The sequence below is a fragment of the Kribbella sp. CA-293567 genome (assembly GCF_027627575.1).
Taxonomy (GTDB): domain Bacteria; phylum Actinomycetota; class Actinomycetes; order Propionibacteriales; family Kribbellaceae; genus Kribbella.
The window spans coordinates 6,240,891-6,261,764 of the sequence record NZ_CP114065.1 but is presented as its reverse complement, the minus strand read 5'-3'; the positions used below and the strand labels follow the sequence as shown (position 1 = coordinate 6,261,764).

The following is a 20,874-nucleotide window of genomic DNA, read 5'->3' as shown; positions in this document are numbered from 1 at the left end:
GACGGGGTACGGCTCAGTACTGGAAGTCCGCGCTCCGCGAGAGCTTCTCGTTCTCGCGCAGCTCTGTGAGTGCGTTCTCGTGCATGGCGACAACGGTGTCGTAACCGGAATTGCCGAGCACGATCCGTTGCGGTGGGACGGGTGCGTTCATCGCGGTGATCGTGGCCTGCACGCCTCGCACGGGATCACCCGCCTGCTTGCCGTTCTGGTCCACGAACGCCGCCTTGACGGCCTCGACCATCGGCACATAGGCATCGACGGTCTCGTCGACTGGTTCGTCCTGGAAGCCGGCATAGGCCTTGGTGCGGAACGCTCCCGGTTCCACGACAAGCACTCGCACCCCGAACGGCTCGACCTCGTGACGCAGTGTTTCCGACAGCCCTTCGAGAGCGAACTTCGCCGCGGCGTAGTAGCCGAACCCAGGGGCGCCGACGAGGCCTGCCACCGACGACATGTTCACGATCCAGCCGTTGCCACGGGCCCGCATTCCCGGCAGAACCGCACGCACCACCTCGACCACGCCGAACAGGTTCAAGTCGAACGTGCGGCGGATCACGTCGTCCCGGGCGCCTTCGAGTGAGCCGAACCAGCCTCGGCCGGCGTTGTTGACCAGCACGTCGATCCCACCGAACCGCTCCTCCGCCGTCCTGACCGCCGCCCGTACCTGATCTGCGTCGGTCACGTCGAGCTGCAGAACCAGCACCCGGTCGTCCCCGTACTGCTCAGCCCACTTCTGCAGTTCAGAGGGCCGACGGGCGGTCACCACCACCCGATCGCCCTGTTCCAGCGCGGCCTCGGCATAGGTCAGGCCGAATCCTCCGGGCGTGCCACCAGTAATGAACCAAGTCCTCACGGACATCTCCCTTGCTATAACGGCTTGTGTATCGCTATAGATGTCAATGTAGCGATACATGGGCTAATATAGCAACATGCAAAACACGCGGGATCGGCTCTTGCTCGCCGCAGCGGAGCTACTGCAGAGCACCGGCACGGTGTCCACGAGGGCCGTGTGCGAACGGGCCGGCGTGCAGGCGCCGACGCTGTACCACCACTTCGGCAGCAAGCAGGGTCTGATCGACGCCGTGGCGAATCACGGCTTCACTCAGTACACGGCCGTCGAGAGCTCCGGCGACCCGCTCGGCGACCTGCGCGAGGGGTGGGACAGGCACGTGCGGTTCGGACTGGAGCACCCGTCGTTCTACGCCCTGCTCTATGGGCGCGCCGAGCCTGGAAAGCCCTGTGCCGTCACCGCTCCGGCACACGCCGCGTTGCGCGAAAGGTTCAGCGAAGCGGCCTTGAAGGGCTTGCTGAAGGTGCCGGCGGAAGACGCCGCCAAGCAGGTGTTTGCCGCGAACGTCGGTGTGACGCTGACCTTGATCACGCAGCCGGACCCGGACTTCGCCTTGTCTGAACGCGTCCGCGAGGCGGCGCTGGCCGGGGTGCTGAACTCCACGGCGGAAGGCGCCCTGACGACCCGTGCAAGTGCCGCGCTCACGCTGGGCGCGATGCTCCGCGACGACTCAGGCGATCTCACGCCAGGAGAAAACGCACTACTGGCCGAACTGCTCGACCGTCTGGCCCGCTGACGGGCCAGGGAGAGGTCCGCAGCGTCGGGGCTCGAACGCCCAGTGCGGAGGGAGTCTTCGATGCCGTTCCGCATCCGGGGCAAGCGAGGTGACGCGTAGCGTCACGAGCTGGTCAGTCCGTGGGGTAGTCCTTGCGGAACGGGCCGCTCGGCGTCAGGTCGAGTAAGCCTGGGCCGGTCAGTACGCCGCCGTCGACCGGAAGCGTGTGGCCGGTGATCCAGGCTGCGTCGGGGGAGGCCAGGAAGGCTACTGCGGCGGCTATGTCTTCGGGTTCGCCGATGCGGGCCAGCGGGTACAGGCCTTTGAGGTTGTCGAGGGCCTGGGGCTGGTGGTCCCAGACCGGGGTGCGGATGGTGGCGGGGGCGACCACGTTGAAGCGGACGCCGAGGCTGCCGTAGCGGGCGGCGAAGTTCTGGCTCATCGCGATCTGGCCGGCTTTGGCGGCGGCGTACTCGATGTTGCCGAAGGCGGCCAGGCCGTTGACGGAGCTGATGGTGACCACGTTGCCGTGGGACTTCACCAGGTGAGGCAGGGACGCCTGGATGCAGCGGGCGGCGCCGACCAGGGTGAGGTCGAGCTGGCGGTGCCACCCCTCGTCGGTGGTGTCCTCGGGGACCGTGCTGACGATGCAGCCGCCGGCGTTGTTGACCAGTACGTCGAGCCGGCCGAACCGCTCGATCGTCGCCGCGACGGCGGCGTCGACCTGCTCGCGCACCGTCACATCGAGCGGTACGGCGATCACGTCACCGGCCGAGTCGGCGAGCTCGGTGGCGAGAGCCTCGATCTTGTCCTGCTGCAGATCGGTGATCACCACCGAGCCACCCTCGGCCGCGATCCGCCGGACGACCGCCGCGCCGATGCCCTGCGCGCCGGCGGTGACCAGCGCGACCTTGCCCTCGAACCGCTGCATCTAGAGCTCCTCCAGTACTCGGTCGACCTTCTCGTCCGCGACCCGGCGCTCGAGTTTCGCGGGGTCCAGGTTGCGGCACAGCACGATCGAGCCGCCGCCGGCGATCACGCCGATCAGCGTGCCGATCCCGGCCGGGACGACGAGCGAGGTGGTGGTGAGGACCCGATCGCTGATCGGTGCGGCCGCCGCGATCAGTTCGGCGTGCGTCTTCCCGTCGTACGCCGGTGCGTCGGCCTGCGGCGGGTCGAACGGGACGAACAGGTCGGGGTGGTTGTAGACCTCGGCACCGTAGTCGTGGACGCCGGCCGGCAACGGTTCGCGGAACCGCCCACCCAACGGGAGCAGCGCGGAGGCGATCGTCTCGCGGGTGCCGCGGACGGCGAAGTCCGGACCGGTGATCGCGACCGTGCCCTCGCCGGTGGTCACCTCGGCGCCGGCCGACCAGGCCGACAGCGCCCAGACGACACCCAGCCAGTGCGGCGGCAGCCCGATCGCGACCGTCTCGCCGGCCTCCAGGTCGTACTCGTCGACGAGCAGGTTGGCGGTCTTCGCCACCCAGTTCGCGGTGGTGACCGCGCTGAGCTCGATCCGCTCGCCGGTGACGTCGTCGTAGTAGGTCAGAAGCGGGTTGGCGCCGTCCCGCCGTACCGCGGCGCCGAACAACTCAGGAAGGGTCACGCCGCAACCCTACGTTCAACCGAGGCCGGAGCTCGCGGGCCAGGAGCCACACCAGGGCTGACCGCGACCGGGGACCCGCAACAGTCGGCCCGCCGGTGGGCTCGTAAAGTCGTTGCATGTTGATCGTGATCGGCCTGGTGCTGATCCTGGCGTTGACCATCGCCACCGGCTACTTCGTGGCGCAGGAGTTCTCCTACGTCGCGGTGGACCGCAACCGGCTGCACGCACTGGCCGACAGCGGCGACGCCGCCGCGGCCCGGGCGCTCAAGGTGACCTCCCGGCTGTCCTTCGTCCTGTCCGGGGCGCAGGTCGGCATCACCGTGACCGCGCTACTGGCCGGCTACGTGGCCCAGCCGTACCTCGGCCAGGGCCTGGCGAACCTGCTCGGTACGGCGGGCCTGCCGGCGGGCGTCAGCCTGTCCGTCTCGGTGGTCCTCGCGTTGCTGCTGGCAACGATCATCCAGATGGTCTTCGGCGAACTGGCCCCGAAGAACCTGGCGATCGCCCGGGCCGAGGCGATCGCGCTGCGGCTGTCCCGCTCGACGCTGATCTACCTGGCCGTCGCCGGACCACTGATCCACGTCTTCGACGCCACCTCGAACCGGATCCTGCGCCGGGTCGGCATCGAGCCGGTCGAGGAGCTCCCGCAGGGCGCCACCGCGCAGGACCTGGACCGGATCATCGCCACGTCGTACGAGCGGGGCCTGCTGGACGAGGACACCATGCGGCTGCTCGACCACGGGCTCGACTTCCGCAACCGCAACGCCGACGAGGTGATGACGCCGCGGGTCGACGTGATCACCGTGCACCGCGACGCGCCGCTGACCCGGGTGGTGGAGTTGCTCGACACCGGGCACAGCCGCTTCCCGGTGATCGGCGACTCGGTCGACGAGGTGGTCGGCGTGATCGCGATCGGGGACGTCGTCGAGATCGAGCCGGCCCAGCGCGCTCGCTTCACCACCGTCTCGCTGGCGTCGCCGCCGGTCGTCGTACCGTCCACCCTGCCGCTGCCCGCGGTACTGCAGGCCCTCCGTACGGCGCATCGCCAGCTGGCCATCGTGGTCGACGAGTTCGGCGGCTTCGCCGGCGTGCTGTCGCTGGAGGACATCGCCGAGGAGCTGGTCGGCGAGATCCGGGACGAGGACGATCTGCCCGAGGTCGAGCTGATCGAGAACCCGGACGGTTCCTGGACCCTGCCGGCCCGCTGGCGGATCGACCAGGTGGCCGAGGCGACCGGGATCGACCTGCCGGAGGACGAGGACTACGACACCGTGTCGGGGCTGATCATGGCTGGACTCGGCCGGATTCCGGTGGTCGCCGACGAGCTGGTGGTGGAGCTGCCGCGGCGCTTCGACCATGATGGCCGGCCGGTGCCCACCGAACTGGTGCGGCTCAAGGTGCGGTCGGTCCTGCGGCACGTGCCCGGCATCGTCGTACTGGAGCGGGTGTCATGAGTACCACGGTCGCTCTGCTGATCTCGTTGTTGCTGCTCATCCTCAACGGCTTCTTCGTCGCGGCGGAGTTCGCGTTGGTGGCCTCCAAACGGCACCGGCTCGAGCAGGCCGCCGCCTCCGGGAGCAGATCGGCCCGAGCCGCCATCGCGGGGGTCAGTGAACTGTCGCTGATGCTGGCCGGCGCGCAGCTCGGCATCACCTTGTGCACGCTGGGACTGGGCTCGTTGTCGGAGCCCGCGGTGGCTCACCTGCTGCATCCGCTCTTCGAGCTGATCGGGCTGCCGGAAGGTGCGGGGCACGTGGTCGCGCTGATCATCGCGGTCGGCGGCATCGGGCTGCTGCACGTGCTGCTGGGGGAGATGGCGCCGAAGTCCTGGGCGATCAGTGACCCGGAGCGCTCGGCGCTGCTACTGGCTCTGCCGTTCCGCGGCTTCACCTACGTCGTCCGTCCGCTGCTGATCACTCTGAACGGGATGGCGAACCTGTGCCTGCGGCTGGTCAAGGTCACTCCGCAGAACGAGTTGGCCAACGCGCACGGTCCCGACGAGCTGCGGTTGCTGATCGAGTCGTCCCGTGAACACGGCACGCTGGAGGCGCCCGAACACGACCTGCTGACGGCGATGCTGGCTCTGCAGAACACCACTGTCGCGCAGGTGATGACCCCGACCTCGCGGCTGTCCACGGTGCCCGCATCTGCGGGAGCCCGCGAGGTCGAGCTGACCAGCCGACGTGAAGGACACTCACGGCTCGCCGTGGTCACCCCCGGTACGACGGCCGTCTGCGGCATCGTCCATGTCAGTGACGCGGTCCGTGCGACCACTCGCGGCGGTACGACGCTGCGCGCCTCCGAACTGATGACCGAGCCGCTGCGGCTGCAGGCGACCACCCCGGTCGCGGCGGCGATTCGCCTGATGCGGGAGCGCCGGTCGCAGTTGGCCGTCGTTCAGGAGGGTGACGAGCCGGTAGGTCTGGTCGCGCTCGAAGACCTGCTGGAAGAGGTGATCGGCGAGTTCGACGACGAGACCGACCCGATCATCTCCGCCGCCGCTCGCCGTCCTGCTCCTCCCGTCCCCGGCGGCGCGGCAGGATGACCGGCTCGCCGGTGGCGGGGTGCGGCCACACCTCGACCTCGTGCTGATAGACCTCGCTCAGTAGCTCAGCGGTCAGTACTTCGGCCGGGGCGCCGGTCGCTGCCAGCCGACCGTGAGAGAGGACCGCCACCTGATCGGCGTACCCCGCGGCGAGGTTGAGGTCGTGCAGCACGACCACGACGGCATCGCCCTCCGCAGCTCGGCGGCGAGCAAGTTGGAGCACATCTTCCTGGTGGTGCAGGTCGAGCGCCGCGGTCGGTTCGTCCAACAGCAACAGTTGGGACTGCTGGGCCAGCGCGCGGGCCAGCGAGACGCGGGCCCGCTCACCGCCGGAAAGGGAGCTGAAGACCCGCTCGGCGAACGGAACCACCTCGGCCAGCATCATCGCGGTACGGATGGCTTCGTCGTCGAACTCGTCGCGCTCCGTGCCGGACCAGGGCGCGCGACCCATCGCGACGAGCTGGCCGACGCTGAACGGGAAGGAGATCGTTGCCTGCTGCAACATGACCGCGCGGCGCATCGCCATCTCCACCGTCGACCAGTGGGCCAGTGGCTCGTTGTGGAGCAGGACTTCGCCGCTGTCGATCGGGAGGTCGCCGCAGAGCGCGCTGAGCAGTGTCGACTTGCCGGCGCCGTTCGGGCCGACGAGCGCAAGCACCTGGCCGGCGGTGACCTCCAGGCTGACACCGTCGAGGATTTTCGTGCCGCCCAGCGCGACCTGAAGCTCACGGACGGCGGCGATCGTCGTACCGGGCGCGAGCCGGTCCGGAAGGCGGCGTTTCATCCCCAGCCTCCTTGGCGGCTCCGGGTCCGGCGCAGCAGCCAGAAGAAGAAGGGCGCGCCGACCAGTGAGGTGATCATCCCGATCGGCAGATCGGCGTTGCGGATCAGGGTGCGGGCGATCAGGTCGGCGCTGATCACCAGGACGGCACCGCCGAGAGCGCTTGCCGGGAGCAACAATCGGTGACCGGGCCCGGCCACCATCCGGATCAGGTGCGGGACGACCAGGCCGACGAAACCGATGATGCCGGAGAAGGCGACACTCGCGCCGACCAGCAACGCGACGACCACGATCGCGAGCAGCCGCAGTCGCTCCACGTCGACGCCGAGGTGTGCGGCCGAGCGGTCGCCGAGGGACAGCAGGTCGAGTTTGCGGCTGAGCGCGAACGCCGCGAGCAGTCCGACGACAGTGAACGGCAGAACCGCACCGACGGCTCGCCAGGTCGCGCCGTTGAGGCTGCCGAGCTGCCAGAAGACGAGTTGCTCGCGAGCGCTGGTGCTGGCGATGAAGGTGGCGAAGGAGATCAGGGTGAAGGTGAGCGCGTTGACCGCGATCCCGGTCAGCACCAGCGTGACCACTTCGGTCTTGCCGCCCGCTCGCGACAACACGTGCACCAGCAGGGTGGTGATCAGCCCGGTGACGAAGGCGGCCGCCGCGATCGTCCAGTTGCCGAGGAAGGTCACGCCGGTCACGATCACCAGGCTGGCGCCGACCGCGGCGCCCGAGGAGACGCCGACCACGGAGGGCTCTGCCAGTGGGTTCCCGAAGATGCCCTGCATCAGGGCGCCTGCCGTCGCCAGCGACGCGCCGACCAGCACCGCCAGGGCCACTCGCGGGAATCGCACCTTCCACAAGGCGTTGTCGCCCTGCGGGTGGTGCGGCACCGGGCCGAGATCCAACGGCAGATCGAGCCGCAGGAGATCTTCCAGGCCATGATCCAAGCGATGCATCACCGAACCGAGGATCTCGCTGGCGGGGACGGGCAACTGCCCGACCCCAGCAGCGACCACCGACATCGCCAGTAGCGCTACGACCAGTCCGCTGACCAGGCTGAGCTTGCGAAGCTTCACGACCGGGCTGGGGCGTAGACCGCCTTGGCGAGCGCTTCTACGGTGCGGCCGGTGCGGGGACCGAAGCCGAGGAGTTCGGAGTCGTTCATGTCGATCACGCGGCGATTGCGGCCGGCCGGGGTCTGCGCGATGCCGGGCAGCTTGACCAGGCCGTCGACACCCTTGATCGACTTCAGCCCTTCGGTCATGACGATGATCAAGTCTGGTTGCGAGCGGATGAGGGCCTCGCTGGTCAACGGCACAAAGGGTTTGGTCAGGCCGATGTCGGTGCCGGTATCGACCCCGCCGATGGACTTGATCATCGCGTCCGCTCCGGAGCCGGGACCGCTCATCAGGTAGACGCCGGCCGTGCCGCGGACGTACAGGAAGGTCATTCGCAGCGGCTTGGCGTCCCGCGGCGCGAGGGACAGTGCCTTGACGATCTCGCCCTGTGTACGGCGTACCAGTTGCTCACCGCGCTCCGGTACGCCGAGTGCTGCCGCGACCGCGCGGACCTGACTCGGCAGGCCGTCCATCGTGCGGGCGTCGTCGAAGAAGACCACCGCGACCCCGGACGCGCGCAACTGCTCGAGCACCTCCGGCGGGCCGATGCTCTTGTCGGTCAGCACCACGGTCGGGTCGAGGGCCAGGATCGCCTCCGCGTTCAGGTCGTGCGCGGACGGCGTGACCTTGGGCAGGCGGGCCGCCTCCGGGAAGCCGGTCGAGGTGTCCCGGCCGACGACCTGGTCGCCGAGGCCGAGACTGAAGACGATCTCCGCGAGGGTCCCGTAGAGGTCGACGGCGATGATCCGGCTGACGTCCTCGACCTGCACCGACTTGCCGTCGCAGGACTTCACCTGAACCGGGAGGCTCGGTTCCTGGGTGGACTCGACCGGGTCGATGCCGTGGTCGGTGAGAGTCGCTGTGGAAGGTCCGCTGATGGTGTGCGGGTCTTTCGTTTCCTGCGACGGGTTCTCCGTCGGCTTGGGCAGCGGCTTGCCGTCGGCGTCGGTGGTGACGGCGAACCCCTCGACCGGCGGGCGGCAGGCGTCGGCTGCCGTCGTACCGGGGATCGCTGTTTCGGACGGTCCGGCGCAGGCGGTAACGGCCAGCAGGAGCAGGGCTGCCAGGGCAGGACGCGTCACGACGCGACCTGCGGGTACTGCGGGAGCACCTGCTCGGCGAGCGAGGTCAGCACCTCGACGTTGAACTTGTAGGCCAGCAGGACCTCGTCGAGCACTTCCTCCTGCTCACGCTCGTCCAGCGGCATGGCGTCGAGGAGCAGCCGGTATTCGTCCTTGAACGGCTTCGCTTTGACGTCGTCGAAGACGTAGAACCGCACGCCGTCACCGCCCGGCACCAGCCCGTACGCCGTCGCGATCAGCCGGCCGATCGCCTGACCACCCGAGAGGTCGCCGAGGTACCGGACGTAGTGGTGCGCGACGAAGCCGGCCGGCCAGGTGGCCAGCTCGGCCAGGCGTTCGGCGTACCGAGTGGTGGCTTCGGTCGGTGCGGCCGGGAGGATGCCGCGGGCACGGAGGAAGGCCAGGTCGGCCTCCAACTGCGGCCGCCGGGCCAACTCGGGGAAGACGAACCGGCCGGCGATCGGATCGTCGGCGAAGGTGTCACCGAGTTGTTCGAGTGCCTGGTAGATGACCGCGTGCTGGCCGACCAGGGCCGCATAGGCGGTCAGATCGAGGCGGCCGTCGGTCAGGGCGGCGAGGTAGGTACTCCCTTCGGCGTCTCGGTGCATGCGCAGACTCCGTTCCCGGAGGCGAGCAGAGAACGGCGGCAGGGCGGTGGCCGTCGGGCCCGATTGTGGGGTCACGGAAGTTAGGTTAGCCTAACCAAACATCAAATGGTGCGGCTGGAAGGGACAGATCTTTGAGACGGTTCGCGGGCCTGGTCGTGGTACTGCTGCTCGCTGTGGTTTCAGTGGGAGCCGCGCACGCGGCGTCCGGTCCGGCAGGGCAGCAGGTGACGGTCAGCCGCAGCCAGGGACTGGATCCGGCCGGTACGTCGGTGACTGTGCGAGGGCGCGGATTCGATCTGAACAAGGGGATCTACGTCACGTTCTGCGTCAACAAGGGTGCCGGCCAGATGCCTTCCCCCTGTCTGGGCGGCGTTGACATGCAGGGCGCCTCCGGGTCGTCGGCGTGGATCTCGTCGAACCCGCCGTCGTACGGCGAAGGGCTGGCCAAACCGTTCACGAAGGTGGACGGCAAGGGATCGTTCGAGGTGCAGTTGACGCTCAAGGCCAAGGACCAGTTCACCAACTGCCTGGACAAGAAGACCGCGCCCCTCGGCTGCGTCGTCGGCACCCGGGCCGATCACACCCGTACCGCGGACCGCAGCGCCGACGTGCTGATCCCGGTCACCTTCGCGGGGGCCGGCACCACCAGCACTCCGCCGTCGACGACGCCATCCACCGCCAAGCCGAGCACCGGCGCGACCACTACCGGCAGCAATAACAACACCGCCGCAACCGTGCCGGAGAAGAAGCCCACCGGAAAGCTCGCCAGCACCGGCGGCCTCTCCACCGTCTTCCTGGTCGCCGCCCTGGCGCTGCTCGTCGTGGGAGCCGGTCTGCTGATCATCACCCGCCGCCGCAAGACCTCCAAGGAGAAGCCCGCATGAGCCGCCGCCCAGGCGCTGCTGCCCGGCGTGGACTCGCAGGACTGACTGCCGTCCTGCTGGCCACCGCAACTCTCGTCCCCACTGCCTCCGCCACCCCGGAACCGGCCGTCGCCGAACCGCCGGTGTGGGTCCCCAAGATCGTGGTTTCCAAGACGACCGGCGTCACGGAGGGCGAAGAGCTCACCGTGACCGGGTCGGGGTTCGACCCGGCGGCCAACCAGAGCCTGCGGGTGCCGGTGACGCCGGGGCAGCCGGCCGGGGTCTACGTCGTCTTCGGGTCGTTCGCGGAGAACTGGAAACCGTCGGGGGGAGCCGATTCGAGCACCCGGACGCTGCTGGACACGAAGTGGGCGTTGCCGCAGGCATCGTTCGACCAGGTGAGCCGGGACTTCGGCAACCAGGTTCCCCGGCTGGTGAAGCTGACCGAGGACGGGACCTTTGAAGTCAAGGTCAAGGCCAAGAAGGCCGTGGAGAACCCGCGCGGCTACGGGGTCTACACCTACCCGGGCGGAGGCGCGGTCAATGGTGAGCATGAGCTCGCTGTGCCGGTGGCGTTTGCTGGCGGCGGGGGCGATCCTGATCCGGATGCTCCGCCGGCCGACACGATCGACTGGGGACTGAAGGCCTCGTTCAGGACCTACATCGAGGGCAACATCGCGCGCGGGTCGATCACGATGCTGCCGCCCGCGACGAGGAGGAGCGACGGGACCTTCCGGTTCCCGGCCGGCTCCGGTGGCGCCTACTTCAAGGGCCATGAGAGCCGGCCCGGCAACCCGCTGCTCGAAGTCACCGTGTCCGACGTACGGGTGCGGCTCGACGGAGCAACGGGTTCGGTGGTCGCCGACGTGATCAGCAAGAGCCTGGAGAACGGCCAACTCACCACGTACGACGACCTGGCGCTGGCCGCGATCGACTTCGCCGCGCACCCCGTCGTGGTCAAGGACGGTGTCGCGACCGCGCTCGGCGCGACCACCAAGCTCACCGAGGCCGGCGTACCGGCCTTCGCGAACTTCTACCCCGCCGGTTCGGTGCTCGACCCGATCAGCTTCTCGGTCAAGGTCGCACCCGCGCCGGTCTGGCAACCGAAGCTGGAACTCCTCGGTCCCGACGGCACGCCGCTGACCACCGTTCCGCGGGCCGGGCAGACCGTCACGGTTCGCGGCTCGGGCTACGACCCGGCGGCCAACCTTTCGACCCGTCCGCCCGTCACCCCCGGTCAGCCCGCCGGCGTGTACGTCGTCTTCGGCAGCTTCGACCCGGCCTGGCGCCCGTCCGGGAACGCGCCCGCCGACTCTCGCCGGGTCCTCGACCAGAAATGGGCCTTGCCGGACGCATCGCGACCGGGCGCCGCCAACCCGGCGTACGTGACGCTGAAGCCGGACGGCACCTTCGAGACCACGCTGACCGTCAAGCCCGCCGAAGCCGCCAAGGGCACCTACGGCGTCGCCACGTACGCCGCTGGCGGCGCGGCTCCGAACGCGTCCCAAGAGCTCCTCGAGCCGGTCGCCTTCGCCAACCCCAGTACTCCGGTGCTGACGGTCGAGCCGAGCGCCGACCTGACCGACAAGCAGGCGGTCACCGTCAGAGGCACCGGCTTCGCCGCCAACCGCGCTCTGTACGTCGCTCAAACCCCGCAGGGCAAGGCAGGCGAGTCCAACCCGTCGCCGTTCTCCGGTGCCCAACGCGTCGTCACCTCGGTCACCGGGACCTTCGAGACCTCGGTCGAGGCGACCGTCACGTTCCGCAACGAGGGTACCGCTGCGGACTGTCTGGCGGCCCCTTGCTTCGTTGCCAGTTTCAACTCACCGCTTGCCTCCGACAACGTCGAGGTCGATCGTCGTGGTGATCGCAGCCAGGACGTCTTCCAGGCCATCAGCTTCAAGTCGGCGGGACCCCAGCCGGTGCTGCCGGCAATCACCAGAGAACCCTTGCCCGCAACAACTTTCTCCGGCGGCACCGCGAGCTTCACTGCCGCGGCCACCGGTACTCCGGCGCCGACGGTGCAATGGGAGCGCAGCGTCGACGCAGGCAAGACCTGGACGCCGATCTCCTCCCCGTCCGCGGTCACCGGCACGCTGAGCCTGACCGCGGTGGTAGCCGCCGACAACGATGCACGCTTCCGGGCGGTCTTCAGTAACGAAGCAGGCTCGGCGACATCGAGCGCCGTCGCTCTGACGGTCACGACGCCATCGGTGAAGGTCGCCCCGAGCGCGGTCAAGGCCGGCGAAAATCTCGCAGTCACCGGCGAAGGATTCCCCGGAGGCCAGAAGGTGAAGGCTGTCGTCGACGCCGGGAAGCCCTCGGAGTTCACCTTTCGCAACTCGAACGGTCAGAGCGTCGTGGTCAGCTCCGCCGACGGCAAACAACTGAAAGTTGCCAACGGCAAGCTTCAGGTGGTCGGTGGGGCCAAGGTCACCGTCCGGGCTGCTGGGCTGAAGAACAGCAAGGCCAACACCGCGGACGCGCCGAGCGGCTTCTACGTTCTGACCGCGGTCGACAACGGGCCTGGCAAGCAGGCCTCACCGGCGATCGGTGGCGCGGACGTGACCGGCTCGTCGGGGGAGTCACAGTGGATCACCAACTTCCCGTACGCCGGTTCGGAGCAGCTCGTCGTACCGGTCGGGGCTGATCTGGTCGCCAAGGCGTCGGTCAAGGTCTCGCCGGCCGACGAGCACACCGACTGCGCCAAGGCGGCGAACGGCTGTGTGCTCTACCTGCGCGCCGACCACCGGTCGACGGGCAACCGGGCGTTCGACGTACGGGTGCCGTTGCAGTTCGTTGCGGCGGCCGAGGCCGATCAGGGCCTGGTGCTGGGCGAGCAGACCTCCAGTGCCGCGGGGAAGATCTCGTTCAACTGGAAGGTGCCGGCTGAGTTCGCCGCCGGCGAGCACAGCGTGACGCTGTCGGCCGGGGACAAGTTGACCGCTGCCGCCACCTTCTCGGTCACGGCCGGTCCGACGCCGACTCCCACCCCGACGCCGACTCCGACAACCACGCCGACCCCGACGGCCACGCCGTCGCCCACGGCCACTCCCACGCCGATCCCGACGGCCACGGTGACCAGCACCGAGCCGCCGGTCACCGATACCCCGACCTCACCGGCCGGCGCGCTCGCCAGCACCGGCGGTGCGGCCTTCCGGTTGCCGCTCCTCGGAGCGTTGTTGCTGATCACCGGTGTCGCCATCACCCTGGCGACCCGCCGACGGAAGGCCCAGGCATGACCGCGACTGACCCGTTCGACCCCGAGATCGTGCTCGCCGTACTCCGGCACATGAACGAGGACCACGCGCACGACTCGCTGCTGATCGTCCGCACCCTCGGGGCCCAGCCGTCGGCGACGTCGGTAGTCCTGACCTCGATCGACCCGGACGGCGCCACGTTCAAGGCGATGCTGCCCACCGGCGACTCGATCGACGTCCTGCTCGGCTGGTCACACTCCATCCACGAGCGGCCTCAGTTCCGCGGCGAGTTCGCACGCTGGTACCAGGAAGCGGTGACGCGCGCCTCGTCCGGTGGCTAGCGCGGCAGGCTGAGACGGACGGTGGGCCCCTCCTCGGATCGCGTCCTGACCACATACGGTGGGCGCCAACGCAGTACAGGAGACGCACAGCCAGGAGGAGCCACACCGTGCCCGTCAGCCGTCTCGGCCTCGTCGTCCACCAAGCGCGTCCGCTCGCTGTCCAGGCCGCCGGAGTGGTCCGCGAGTGGTGCCGCCGGAACGACATCGGCTGCACCGACATCGACGTGTGGGCCAACCACGAGCACCGGCGGGGCGGGACGGCGGAGATGGAGCACGCCGGCAATCCCGACCTGGTGGTCACGCTGGGCGGCGACGGCACCTTCCTGCGCGGTGCGCGGATCGCGGCCAAGAACGGCGCGGCCGTGCTCGGCGTGGACCTCGGCAAGGTCGGCTTCCTGACCGAGGTGGCCTGCAGTGACGTCGAGGAGGCGCTCGAGGCGGTTCATCGCGACGAGGCGACGATCGAGGAGCGGATGACGCTCACGATGCGCGCCTCCCGGCCGCTGGAGATCCCGACCGGCATCGAGGCCCTGCTGCGCTACGGGCACGGCCCCGGGCTGCCGCCGCCGGCGGTTCGCAGCGAAAGCCCGGAAGCCAACGGCTGGGGCGTCGCGCTCGACGTGACCGCGCTGAACGACGTGGTGGTCGAGAAGCTCGCTCGCGACCACCAGGTGAGCGTGGGCGTCTACCTGGCCGGCCGTCTGCTCGCGTCGTACTCGGCCGACGCGCTGATCGTCGCCACCCCGACCGGCAGTACGGCGTACAGCTTCGCGGCCGGAGGGCCGATCCTGTCGCCGAACATGGAGGCTGTCGTCTTCACTCCGGTCGCTCCGCACATGACCTTCAACCGCACGGTCGTCGCGGCCCCGGACGAGCCGGTGGGTCTGCGGGTCCTCCCGCACTCGGGCCAGGCCGCTGTCAGCATCGACGGTCAGCTCCGCGGCGTACTGGACCCGGGTGACTGGATAGGCGTCTACGGCTCGGTACGGCGCCTCCGCCTCGTGCGACTCCGTCCCACTGACTTCTACGGCCGTCTCCGCGACCGCTTCCGCCTCACCGACGCCCCGGCCACCGGTATCGACGGCGACCCGGAACCGTTCTTCCGCCCGATCAGCCCGGTGCCGCCGGACATGGCTCACCTCCGGCTGCCGCCGCCGATCGACACCCGTCCCGAGAACCCGGCCTGCGAGGTCGAGACCGCCACCGAGCCGGTGGAGTAGTCCCAGCCCGGTAGGCTCCCTCCCCATGCGAAACGTGGTGATCCTGGCCGGTGGCTCCGGGACGCGGCTGTGGCCGCTGTCCAGGGCCGACAAACCCAAGCAGGTGCTGCCGCTGGCAGCGGGCAACTCGCTGCTGCGAGTGGCCTACAACCGGGTGAAAGGGCTGGTCGACCCGGCCAACATCTACGTCTGCACGGTGGCCGCGCACACCGACCTGGTGCGGGAGGAACTGCCGGAGCTCGGCGAGCACAACATCATCGGTGAGCCGGTCGGGCGGGACACCGCCAACGCGGTCGGCCTGGCCTCGGCCGTGGTGGCCCGCAACGACCCGGACGCGGTCGTGGCGATCCTCGGGTCCGATCACCTGATCACCCCCGAGGACGAGTTCCGGGCGGCCCTGGAGGCGGGCTTCGAGGTGGTCGAGCAACGGCCCCGATCGCTGGTGACGTTCGGGATCGAGCCGACCCACCCGCACACGGGTCTGGGCTACGTCGAGCGCGGTGACGCGATCGAGGGCACCGGAGCGTTCGTGGTGGACCGCTTCCGGGAGAAGCCGGACCGGGCCACGGCCGAGGAGTACCTGGCCACCGGACGGTTCTGGTGGAACTCCGGCATGTTCGTCTGGCGCGCCGAGACCGTGCTCAGCGTGCTCGACGCGCTGCTGCCCGAGTCGGCCGCCCAGCTGCGTCAGGTCGCCGCGGTCTGGGACACCCCGGAGCGCGAGGCGACCCTGGCCGGGATCTACCCGGCGCTGCGCAAGATCAGCGTCGACTACGCCGTGATGGAGCCTGCCTCGCAGGGCAAGGTCGACGCGGACGTGGTGGTCGTCCCGATGCCGGTGCACTGGCTCGACGTCGGCTCCTGGGCGGCGTTGGCCGGCACCTACGAGGTCGATGCCAAGGGCAACCGTCATGACGGCTCCGCGCTCAGCTGCCTGCTCGACTCGCACGACAACGTGATCGTCACCGACGACCCGGACCACCTGATCGCGGCGGTCGGGCTGCGGGGGCACATCATCGTGCACACCAAGGACGTCACGATGGTCTGCCCGCTGGCCGACGGCGAGCGGGTCAAGGACCTGGTCGCGGCCGTCCAGTCCGACCACGCCGACCGCTACGTCTGACCCACCGGCCGACGGAAGAAGCCCTGGACCTCACCGAGGTCCAGGGCTTCTTCGCTGCAGGGTGGCGATCAGCCGCCGTTCGGCTCCTGGGCGTCCAGGGCCGGGTACTTGTCCATGAACTGCTTCAGGGCCTCGCCGGAGACCGAGCCGCAGAACTGGCGGTGGCCGAACGCGGTGGTCTGGCCCGGGGTGTTGCCACTCCAGTGCGAGAAGGCGATGTTCTTGTCCTTCGGCCAGGCGGCGCCGTCGGAGGCCTTGAACGGGGCCGCGATGAACTTGCCGTTGGCGCTGTCGGGGAGCTTGGCCTTCGAGATCTGCTCGATCAGGGCGACCTGGTCCTTGTCCTTCATGGCCGTCTCGTTGTACCAGAGGATCGTGTAGCCGTGCTCCAGGTTGTGCACCAGGTTCGGCACCGGCGGCCGGTCACCCTCGCCGTAGAACTTCTTCGACAGCGGGGCCCAGGTCTGGTAGTGCGGGCCGGACGACGGCGGCGACACCGGGTAGGGGATCACCTCGCCGTCGGGCTTGTGGTCCTGGGTGCCGGAGGCCTTGTCGTCGATGACCTTGTCGCACGAGGCCGCCGAGGCGCTGACACCGAGTGAGGTGATCGCCTGGTTCCTGGTCCGCGAGTCCTGGATCAGCTTGATCGCCGGGTAGGCGATGATCGCGAGACCGACGAGCATGCAACCGGCGATGATCAGTCTGGTGCGGACTTTGTCGCCGCGGGCCTGATCGCGCTGCATCTTCTCGACGAGCTCGCGGCGTGACTGCTTCTGAGACTTACCCACAGTGATGGTCTTCCCGGATCAGGGGCGGTCTCGGAGCCGCCGTGCGGATGCAGTGTACGCAAAGTGCCTGAGAGCTTGCCTAGAAAGCTATCGAGACCGTGAGCCGAACGTGATCGTCGCGTCACTCCGTAAACCTCTCCGGACGCTCACCCCGTAGCCCTCGGCGTGCAGCAGCACGGCCAGCCGCTCGGCGGTCATCCCGACCGCGACAGCGTCCTCGCCGGACACTCGCAGGCTGCCGTCGAGCAGCTCGACCTGTACGCCGTCCAGCGGCAACGCCGCCCACAGCTCCGCAGTGGCTTCTCGCGGCCCCTCAGGCGCCTTCCGAGCCAGTACTGCGGCCCGCGCCGCCTCCCGGGTGCCCAAGCTGAACAGATCCAGCTCGGCGTCCCGCACGAGCGCCCGGGCGCCGGGTCCGTGCTCCCCGGCCGCGAAGACCACGTCGGCCAGCCCACGCAGTACTGCGACCGGTACGCCGTCCGCCTTGCCCTTGACCAGTTCGCTGGCGGCGGCGATCTCGTCGGCCAGCGCCGGCTCGGTCACGGCCAGCACGTTGCCGTGGCTGTCGGTGGTGCCGCGCAGGTCCTCGATCACCTGAACACCGGCGGCGCCGATGGCCAGGTCGACCTGGCCGTTGCGCCACGGGCGCCCCAGGGTGTCCGTGACGACCACGCCGACGTTCACGTCGTACCGGGTCTTCAGGGCCTCGCGCAGCTCCCGAGCGGACAGGTCCGGATCGACGGGCAGTAGCAGGACCGTGCCGGGGCGGGTGTTGGAGGTGTCGGTGCCGGCAGCGGCCATCACCAGGCCGTGCCGGGTCTGCACGATCCTGGTGTCGCCGCGCTGGGCGACGACCCGCACCAGTTCGGCGTCGATCGCCTCGTCGCGGGTGCCGGTGGTCAGCCGGCCCTCGGCCTTGCTGACGATCTTCGAGGTGACCGACACGACGTCGCCGTCCCGCAGGTCGGCGGCGTCGCCGATCAGGGCGGCCAGGTCGGCCCCGGCGCCGACCTCGGGCAGCCCGGTGACCGGGAAGACCTCGAGGTGCTTCCTCACCGGCGGACCGCTTCGGCCAGCGTGAGCGCCGCCTGTGCCATCGCCGCGGTGGTGTCCTCGTCGGTCATCCACAGCGGCACTGCCTGGGCGTGGATGCCCGCCGTCGCGATCGACTCCAGCTGAGCCGCGTCGGAGGTGTCGATCAACCAGCCGTCCAGGACGCCGTCCGCCGCGCGCGACCCGTAGTACCGGGCGACCGCGCCGGCGGTCGACTCCACGCCGACCGCGGCCAGCACCTTGTCGGCCATCCCGCGGACCGGGCCGGTGCCGATGATGGGGGAGATCCCGATCACCGGCGCGGAGGTCTCCCGGACCGCCTCGCGGATGCCCGGGACGCCGAGGATGGTGCCGATCGAGACGACCGGGTTCGACGGCGGCAGCAGCAGCGCGTCGCACTCGGCGATCGCGTCCAGTACGCCGGGGGCCGGCTTGGCCTTCTCCGAGCCGATCGCGACGATCTGGTGCGCGGTCACCTCGGCGTGCAGCCGGACCCAGTACTCCTGGAAGTGGATCGCCTTCTTCGTGCCCGGCTTGTCCGGGTCGTCGACCACGACGTGGGTCTCGACCCGGTCGTCGCTCATCGGCAGCAGCCGAACCGGCAGGTTCCACCGGGAGCAGAGCGCCTCGGTCACCGCGGCCAGCCCGTAGCCGGCGTCGAGCATCTGGGTCCGGACGAGGTGGGTGGCCACGTCCCGGTCGCCGAGCCCGAACCAGGTCGGCTCCACGCCGTACGCCGCGAGCTCCTCCTTGATCACCCAGGTCTCGTCCTCCCGGCCCCAGCCCCGGTCCTTCGAGATCCCTCCGCCCAGCGTGTACATCACCGTGTCGAGGTCGGGGCAGACCCGCAGACCGAACAGGGTGATGTCGTCCGCGGTGTTCCCCACCACGGTGATCTCGGCGTCCGGTCGGGCCTTCAGCAGGCCGCGCAGGAAGGTGGAACCGCCGATGCCACCAGCAAGCACTGTCAATCGCATGGGAACAGTTTCCACGAGTCGTCAAAGCAGTCGACCACCGCACGACTATGCTGCCCAGGGTCCGATGTGAGTCAACTGTCAGTTGAACGGCCCCCAACATCCCGAGGAGCCCTCGTGGTCACCGACGCAACCAAGAAGCTCAGAGAGCCGGTCGCGTACCTTTTGCTCGCTTTCACCGGCCTGGTAGCGCTGGCGTTCCTGTTCCGGCTGTTCGTCGGCAGCGCGGGTTTCACCAACGCGGCCGGCCTGGTGCAGAGCCGGATCACCCCGCCCGAGATCCAGGCGCTGGTGCTGCTGATCGCCCTGGTGGCTGCGGTCTGGCTGGTGAACGACGCCGGTGAGCGCACCCCGAACGCGCGGCTCGTCACGATCGGCGCGCTGTCGATCACCGGGCTGCTCGCGCTGCTCAGCCTGATCGGCGCCTTCGCCGGTTTCAACGAGACCAGCACGGCCGGCGTGAAGATCGTCGCCTTCATCTTCTCCCTCGGCGGCCTCGCGCTGTACGCCGCCGCCGGTCTCTACATCTTCAAGACCTTCCAGGCACTGCCGGCTCCGGTGCGGGCGCCGAAGGCGGGTCCGCAGGGCCAGTTCGCCGGCCAGCAGGGTCAGTACGGCGCCCCGGCGCAGTACGGGCAGCAGGGCGGTCAGTACGGGCAGCCCGGCGCTCAGCAGGGTCAGCAGTATGGGCAGTACGGCGCCCAGCAGGGTCAGTACGGTCAGAACGACCAGGCCGGTCAGTACGGTGCCTACGGCGCCGGTGCGGCCGGAGCTGCTGCTGGCGCGGCCGGTGGCTACGCCGCAGCTCAGGGTGGCGAGCAGCAGTGGCCGCAGGAGCAGAGCTGGAACCAGGGTGGCGAGCAGCAGGCTGCCTGGACCGGCAGCGACGCAGAAGCTCAGCCGCAGGCCGACTCTGCGGCAGCACAGCCGGCTGAGCAGGCCTGGTCCGCTGAGGGTCAGACCGCCGAGCCGACGCAGCAGTGGAGCCCCGAGGGCCAGCAGTGGCCGGCCCAGGAGCAGGGCCAGCAGTGGCCGCAGGAGCAGCAGCAGTGGGGTGGCGCCGACTCCGGTCAGCAGTGGGGCCAGGAGCAGTACGGCCAGCCGGCTCAGCAGGAGTGGCCCGCGCAGGAAGCTGCTCAGCCCGAGCAGCAGAGCTGGCCGCAGGAGGGTCAGGCTTGGCAGGGCGAGCAGGCGGCCCCGGCTACCGACCAGCCGGCCGAGGCAGCTCCTGAAGGAGTGGACGAAACCCGCGTGGAGCCGCCGGTTTCCGACGCTCCCAAGGGTGAGGAAGCGCCGCAGCAGGGTCAGCCCGGACAGCAGGGCTGGTGGTCACAGCCTTCCTGACCGGGAAGCGACTTGCTTCGTCAGCTCGTTCGAAACGCCCTGACGAAGTGCCGTAGAAGACCGAGAGGCCTGTCCACACAGGCCTCTCGTTCTTTTGCAGCCGTGTTGCGGATGATGCCAATAGCAGACCACGGCTTGACTTTCATGGATTGCAGGAATGTAATTTCAACCGTGTCGTTCGTTGGACACTCGGTATCGGGGACCGCTTTCAGCACACAGAGCGGTCGAGGTCAGGCATGTGGGACCGCAAGCCCACATGTACAGGGGAACGAACAGGGTCGAGGAGGTCGTACCGTGACAGAAACGCTGCTGGCGATTGTCGACGGTGAGGCGATCGAGGAGGAGCCGAACTGGCAGGAAAGGGCGCTGTGCGCCCAGACCGATCCAGAGGCTTTCTTCCCGGAGAAGGGCGGTTCCACCCGAGAGGCGAAGAAGGTCTGCCTCGGGTGCGACGTACGGGGCGAGTGCCTCGAGTACGCGCTGCACAACGACGAACGCTTCGGAATCTGGGGCGGGCTGTCGGAGCGGGAGCGCCGCAAGCTGAAGAAGAAGGCCGTCTGACGGCTGAATGATCGACGGGTGTGGTGCCCTGCCACCCCACCGTCGTCGATCCCCTTAATTCACTCGCTGAATTAGCAGCCGCAGAAACTCAACACAAACTTCCGC

The 20,874-nt window shown here is 69.2% G+C and carries 20 protein-coding genes; 10 read left to right on the top strand and 10 right to left on the bottom strand.

The features are described from left to right. Positions 1-13 precede the first annotated feature (13 nt). Positions 14-913 (bottom strand): SDR family NAD(P)-dependent oxidoreductase, encoded by a 900-nt coding sequence (locus OX958_RS28985; protein WP_270133095.1) that lies wholly within the window; start codon positions 911-913, stop codon positions 14-16. Between the two features lie 16 nt (positions 914-929). Here OX958_RS28985 and OX958_RS28980 point away from each other — a divergent pair, with 16 nt between their 5' ends. Further along, positions 930-1,586 carry a TetR/AcrR family transcriptional regulator gene (locus OX958_RS28980; protein ID WP_270133093.1) on the top strand — a complete coding sequence of 219 codons (657 nt, stop codon included), beginning with the start codon at positions 930-932 and terminating at the stop codon, positions 1,584-1,586. Positions 1,587-1,698: 112 nt separating this feature from the next. Here the strand turns inward: OX958_RS28980 and OX958_RS28975 are convergent, their stop codons facing one another. Together OX958_RS28975 and OX958_RS28970 are read right to left on the bottom strand one after the other, a co-directional pair. Then, complete coding sequence (locus tag OX958_RS28975; RefSeq protein WP_270133090.1) at positions 1,699-2,496, bottom strand: SDR family NAD(P)-dependent oxidoreductase; 798 nt, start codon at positions 2,494-2,496, stop codon at positions 1,699-1,701. Next, positions 2,497-3,174, bottom strand: coding sequence for a TIGR03089 family protein (locus tag OX958_RS28970; protein WP_270133088.1), 678 nt, complete (start codon positions 3,172-3,174; stop codon positions 2,497-2,499). 116 nt (positions 3,175-3,290) lie between these two features. On the opposite strand from OX958_RS28970, the gene OX958_RS28965 reads away from it, so the two are divergent. Next, positions 3,291-4,628 (top strand): hemolysin family protein, encoded by a 1,338-nt coding sequence (locus tag OX958_RS28965; protein WP_270133087.1) that lies wholly within the window; start codon positions 3,291-3,293, stop codon positions 4,626-4,628. Then, positions 4,625-5,719, top strand: a complete 1,095-nt coding sequence (locus OX958_RS28960) for a hemolysin family protein (protein ID WP_270133085.1) — start codon at positions 4,625-4,627, stop codon at positions 5,717-5,719. Before OX958_RS28965 ends, OX958_RS28960 begins: the two co-directional genes overlap by 4 nt. Here OX958_RS28960 and OX958_RS28955 read toward each other — a convergent pair. From OX958_RS28955 to OX958_RS28940, 4 genes are read right to left on the bottom strand one after another with little or no spacing between them, the layout of a single operon-like run. Then, on the bottom strand, positions 5,661-6,503 hold the full coding sequence (locus OX958_RS28955; RefSeq protein WP_270133084.1) for a heme ABC transporter ATP-binding protein: 843 nt from the start codon (positions 6,501-6,503) through the stop codon (positions 5,661-5,663). The two genes, OX958_RS28960 and OX958_RS28955, sit on opposite strands and share 59 nt — an antisense overlap. Further along, positions 6,500-7,570 (bottom strand): FecCD family ABC transporter permease, encoded by a 1,071-nt coding sequence (locus tag OX958_RS28950; protein ID WP_270133082.1) that lies wholly within the window; start codon positions 7,568-7,570, stop codon positions 6,500-6,502. Before OX958_RS28950 ends, OX958_RS28955 begins: the two co-directional genes overlap by 4 nt. Then, positions 7,567-8,694, bottom strand: coding sequence for a heme/hemin ABC transporter substrate-binding protein (locus OX958_RS28945; RefSeq protein ID WP_270133080.1), 1,128 nt, complete (start codon positions 8,692-8,694; stop codon positions 7,567-7,569). Before OX958_RS28945 ends, OX958_RS28950 begins: the two co-directional genes overlap by 4 nt. After that, positions 8,691-9,377: a biliverdin-producing heme oxygenase gene (locus OX958_RS28940; RefSeq protein WP_270133078.1), complete on the bottom strand. Its 687-nt coding sequence runs from the start codon at positions 9,375-9,377 to the stop codon at positions 8,691-8,693. The genes OX958_RS28945 and OX958_RS28940 overlap by 4 nt, the downstream gene beginning before the upstream one ends. Positions 9,378-9,433: 56 nt before the next feature. Here OX958_RS28940 and OX958_RS28935 point away from each other — a divergent pair, with 56 nt between their 5' ends. From OX958_RS28935 to OX958_RS28915, 5 genes are all read left to right on the top strand, one after another. Beyond that, complete coding sequence (locus OX958_RS28935; protein ID WP_270133077.1) at positions 9,434-10,186, top strand: hypothetical protein; 753 nt, start codon at positions 9,434-9,436, stop codon at positions 10,184-10,186. Beyond that, entirely contained in the window at positions 10,183-13,407 is a 3,225-nt protein-coding gene (locus tag OX958_RS28930; protein WP_270133075.1) for an HtaA domain-containing protein, read from the top strand. Before OX958_RS28935 ends, OX958_RS28930 begins: the two co-directional genes overlap by 4 nt. Next, the gene (locus tag OX958_RS28925) at positions 13,404-13,706 is read left to right on the top strand and encodes a DUF2470 domain-containing protein (RefSeq protein WP_270133073.1); all 303 of its coding nucleotides are present in this window, start codon (positions 13,404-13,406) and stop codon (positions 13,704-13,706) included. The genes OX958_RS28930 and OX958_RS28925 overlap by 4 nt, the downstream gene beginning before the upstream one ends. Before the next feature lie 107 nt (positions 13,707-13,813). Continuing rightward, positions 13,814-14,926, top strand: a complete 1,113-nt coding sequence (locus OX958_RS28920; protein ID WP_270133072.1) for an NAD(+)/NADH kinase — start codon at positions 13,814-13,816, stop codon at positions 14,924-14,926. A 25-nt stretch (positions 14,927-14,951) separates the two neighbouring features. After that, positions 14,952-16,049, top strand: coding sequence for a mannose-1-phosphate guanylyltransferase (locus OX958_RS28915; RefSeq protein WP_270133071.1), 1,098 nt, complete (start codon positions 14,952-14,954; stop codon positions 16,047-16,049). 68 nt (positions 16,050-16,117) lie between these two features. Here OX958_RS28915 and OX958_RS28910 read toward each other — a convergent pair whose 3' ends face one another. The 3 genes from OX958_RS28910 to cofD form a co-directional block, all read right to left on the bottom strand. Then, complete coding sequence (locus OX958_RS28910) at positions 16,118-16,837, bottom strand: DUF3105 domain-containing protein (protein WP_270133070.1); 720 nt, start codon at positions 16,835-16,837, stop codon at positions 16,118-16,120. 87 nt (positions 16,838-16,924) lie between these two features. Further along, positions 16,925-17,893: a coenzyme F420-0:L-glutamate ligase gene (locus OX958_RS28905; RefSeq protein ID WP_270133069.1), complete on the bottom strand. Its 969-nt coding sequence runs from the start codon at positions 17,891-17,893 to the stop codon at positions 16,925-16,927. Further along, positions 17,890-18,867: a 2-phospho-L-lactate transferase gene (gene cofD / locus OX958_RS28900; RefSeq protein WP_270133068.1), complete on the bottom strand. Its 978-nt coding sequence runs from the start codon at positions 18,865-18,867 to the stop codon at positions 17,890-17,892. Before cofD ends, OX958_RS28905 begins: the two co-directional genes overlap by 4 nt. A 114-nt stretch (positions 18,868-18,981) precedes the next feature. Here cofD and OX958_RS28895 point away from each other — a divergent pair, with 114 nt between their 5' ends. Together OX958_RS28895 and OX958_RS28890 are read left to right on the top strand one after the other, a co-directional pair. Continuing rightward, entirely contained in the window at positions 18,982-20,208 is a 1,227-nt protein-coding gene (locus OX958_RS28895) for a hypothetical protein (RefSeq protein WP_270133067.1), read from the top strand. Positions 20,209-20,517: 309 nt separating this feature from the next. Further along, complete coding sequence (locus OX958_RS28890) at positions 20,518-20,769, top strand: WhiB family transcriptional regulator (protein WP_203589828.1); 252 nt, start codon at positions 20,518-20,520, stop codon at positions 20,767-20,769. Positions 20,770-20,874: the final 105 nt, after the last annotated feature.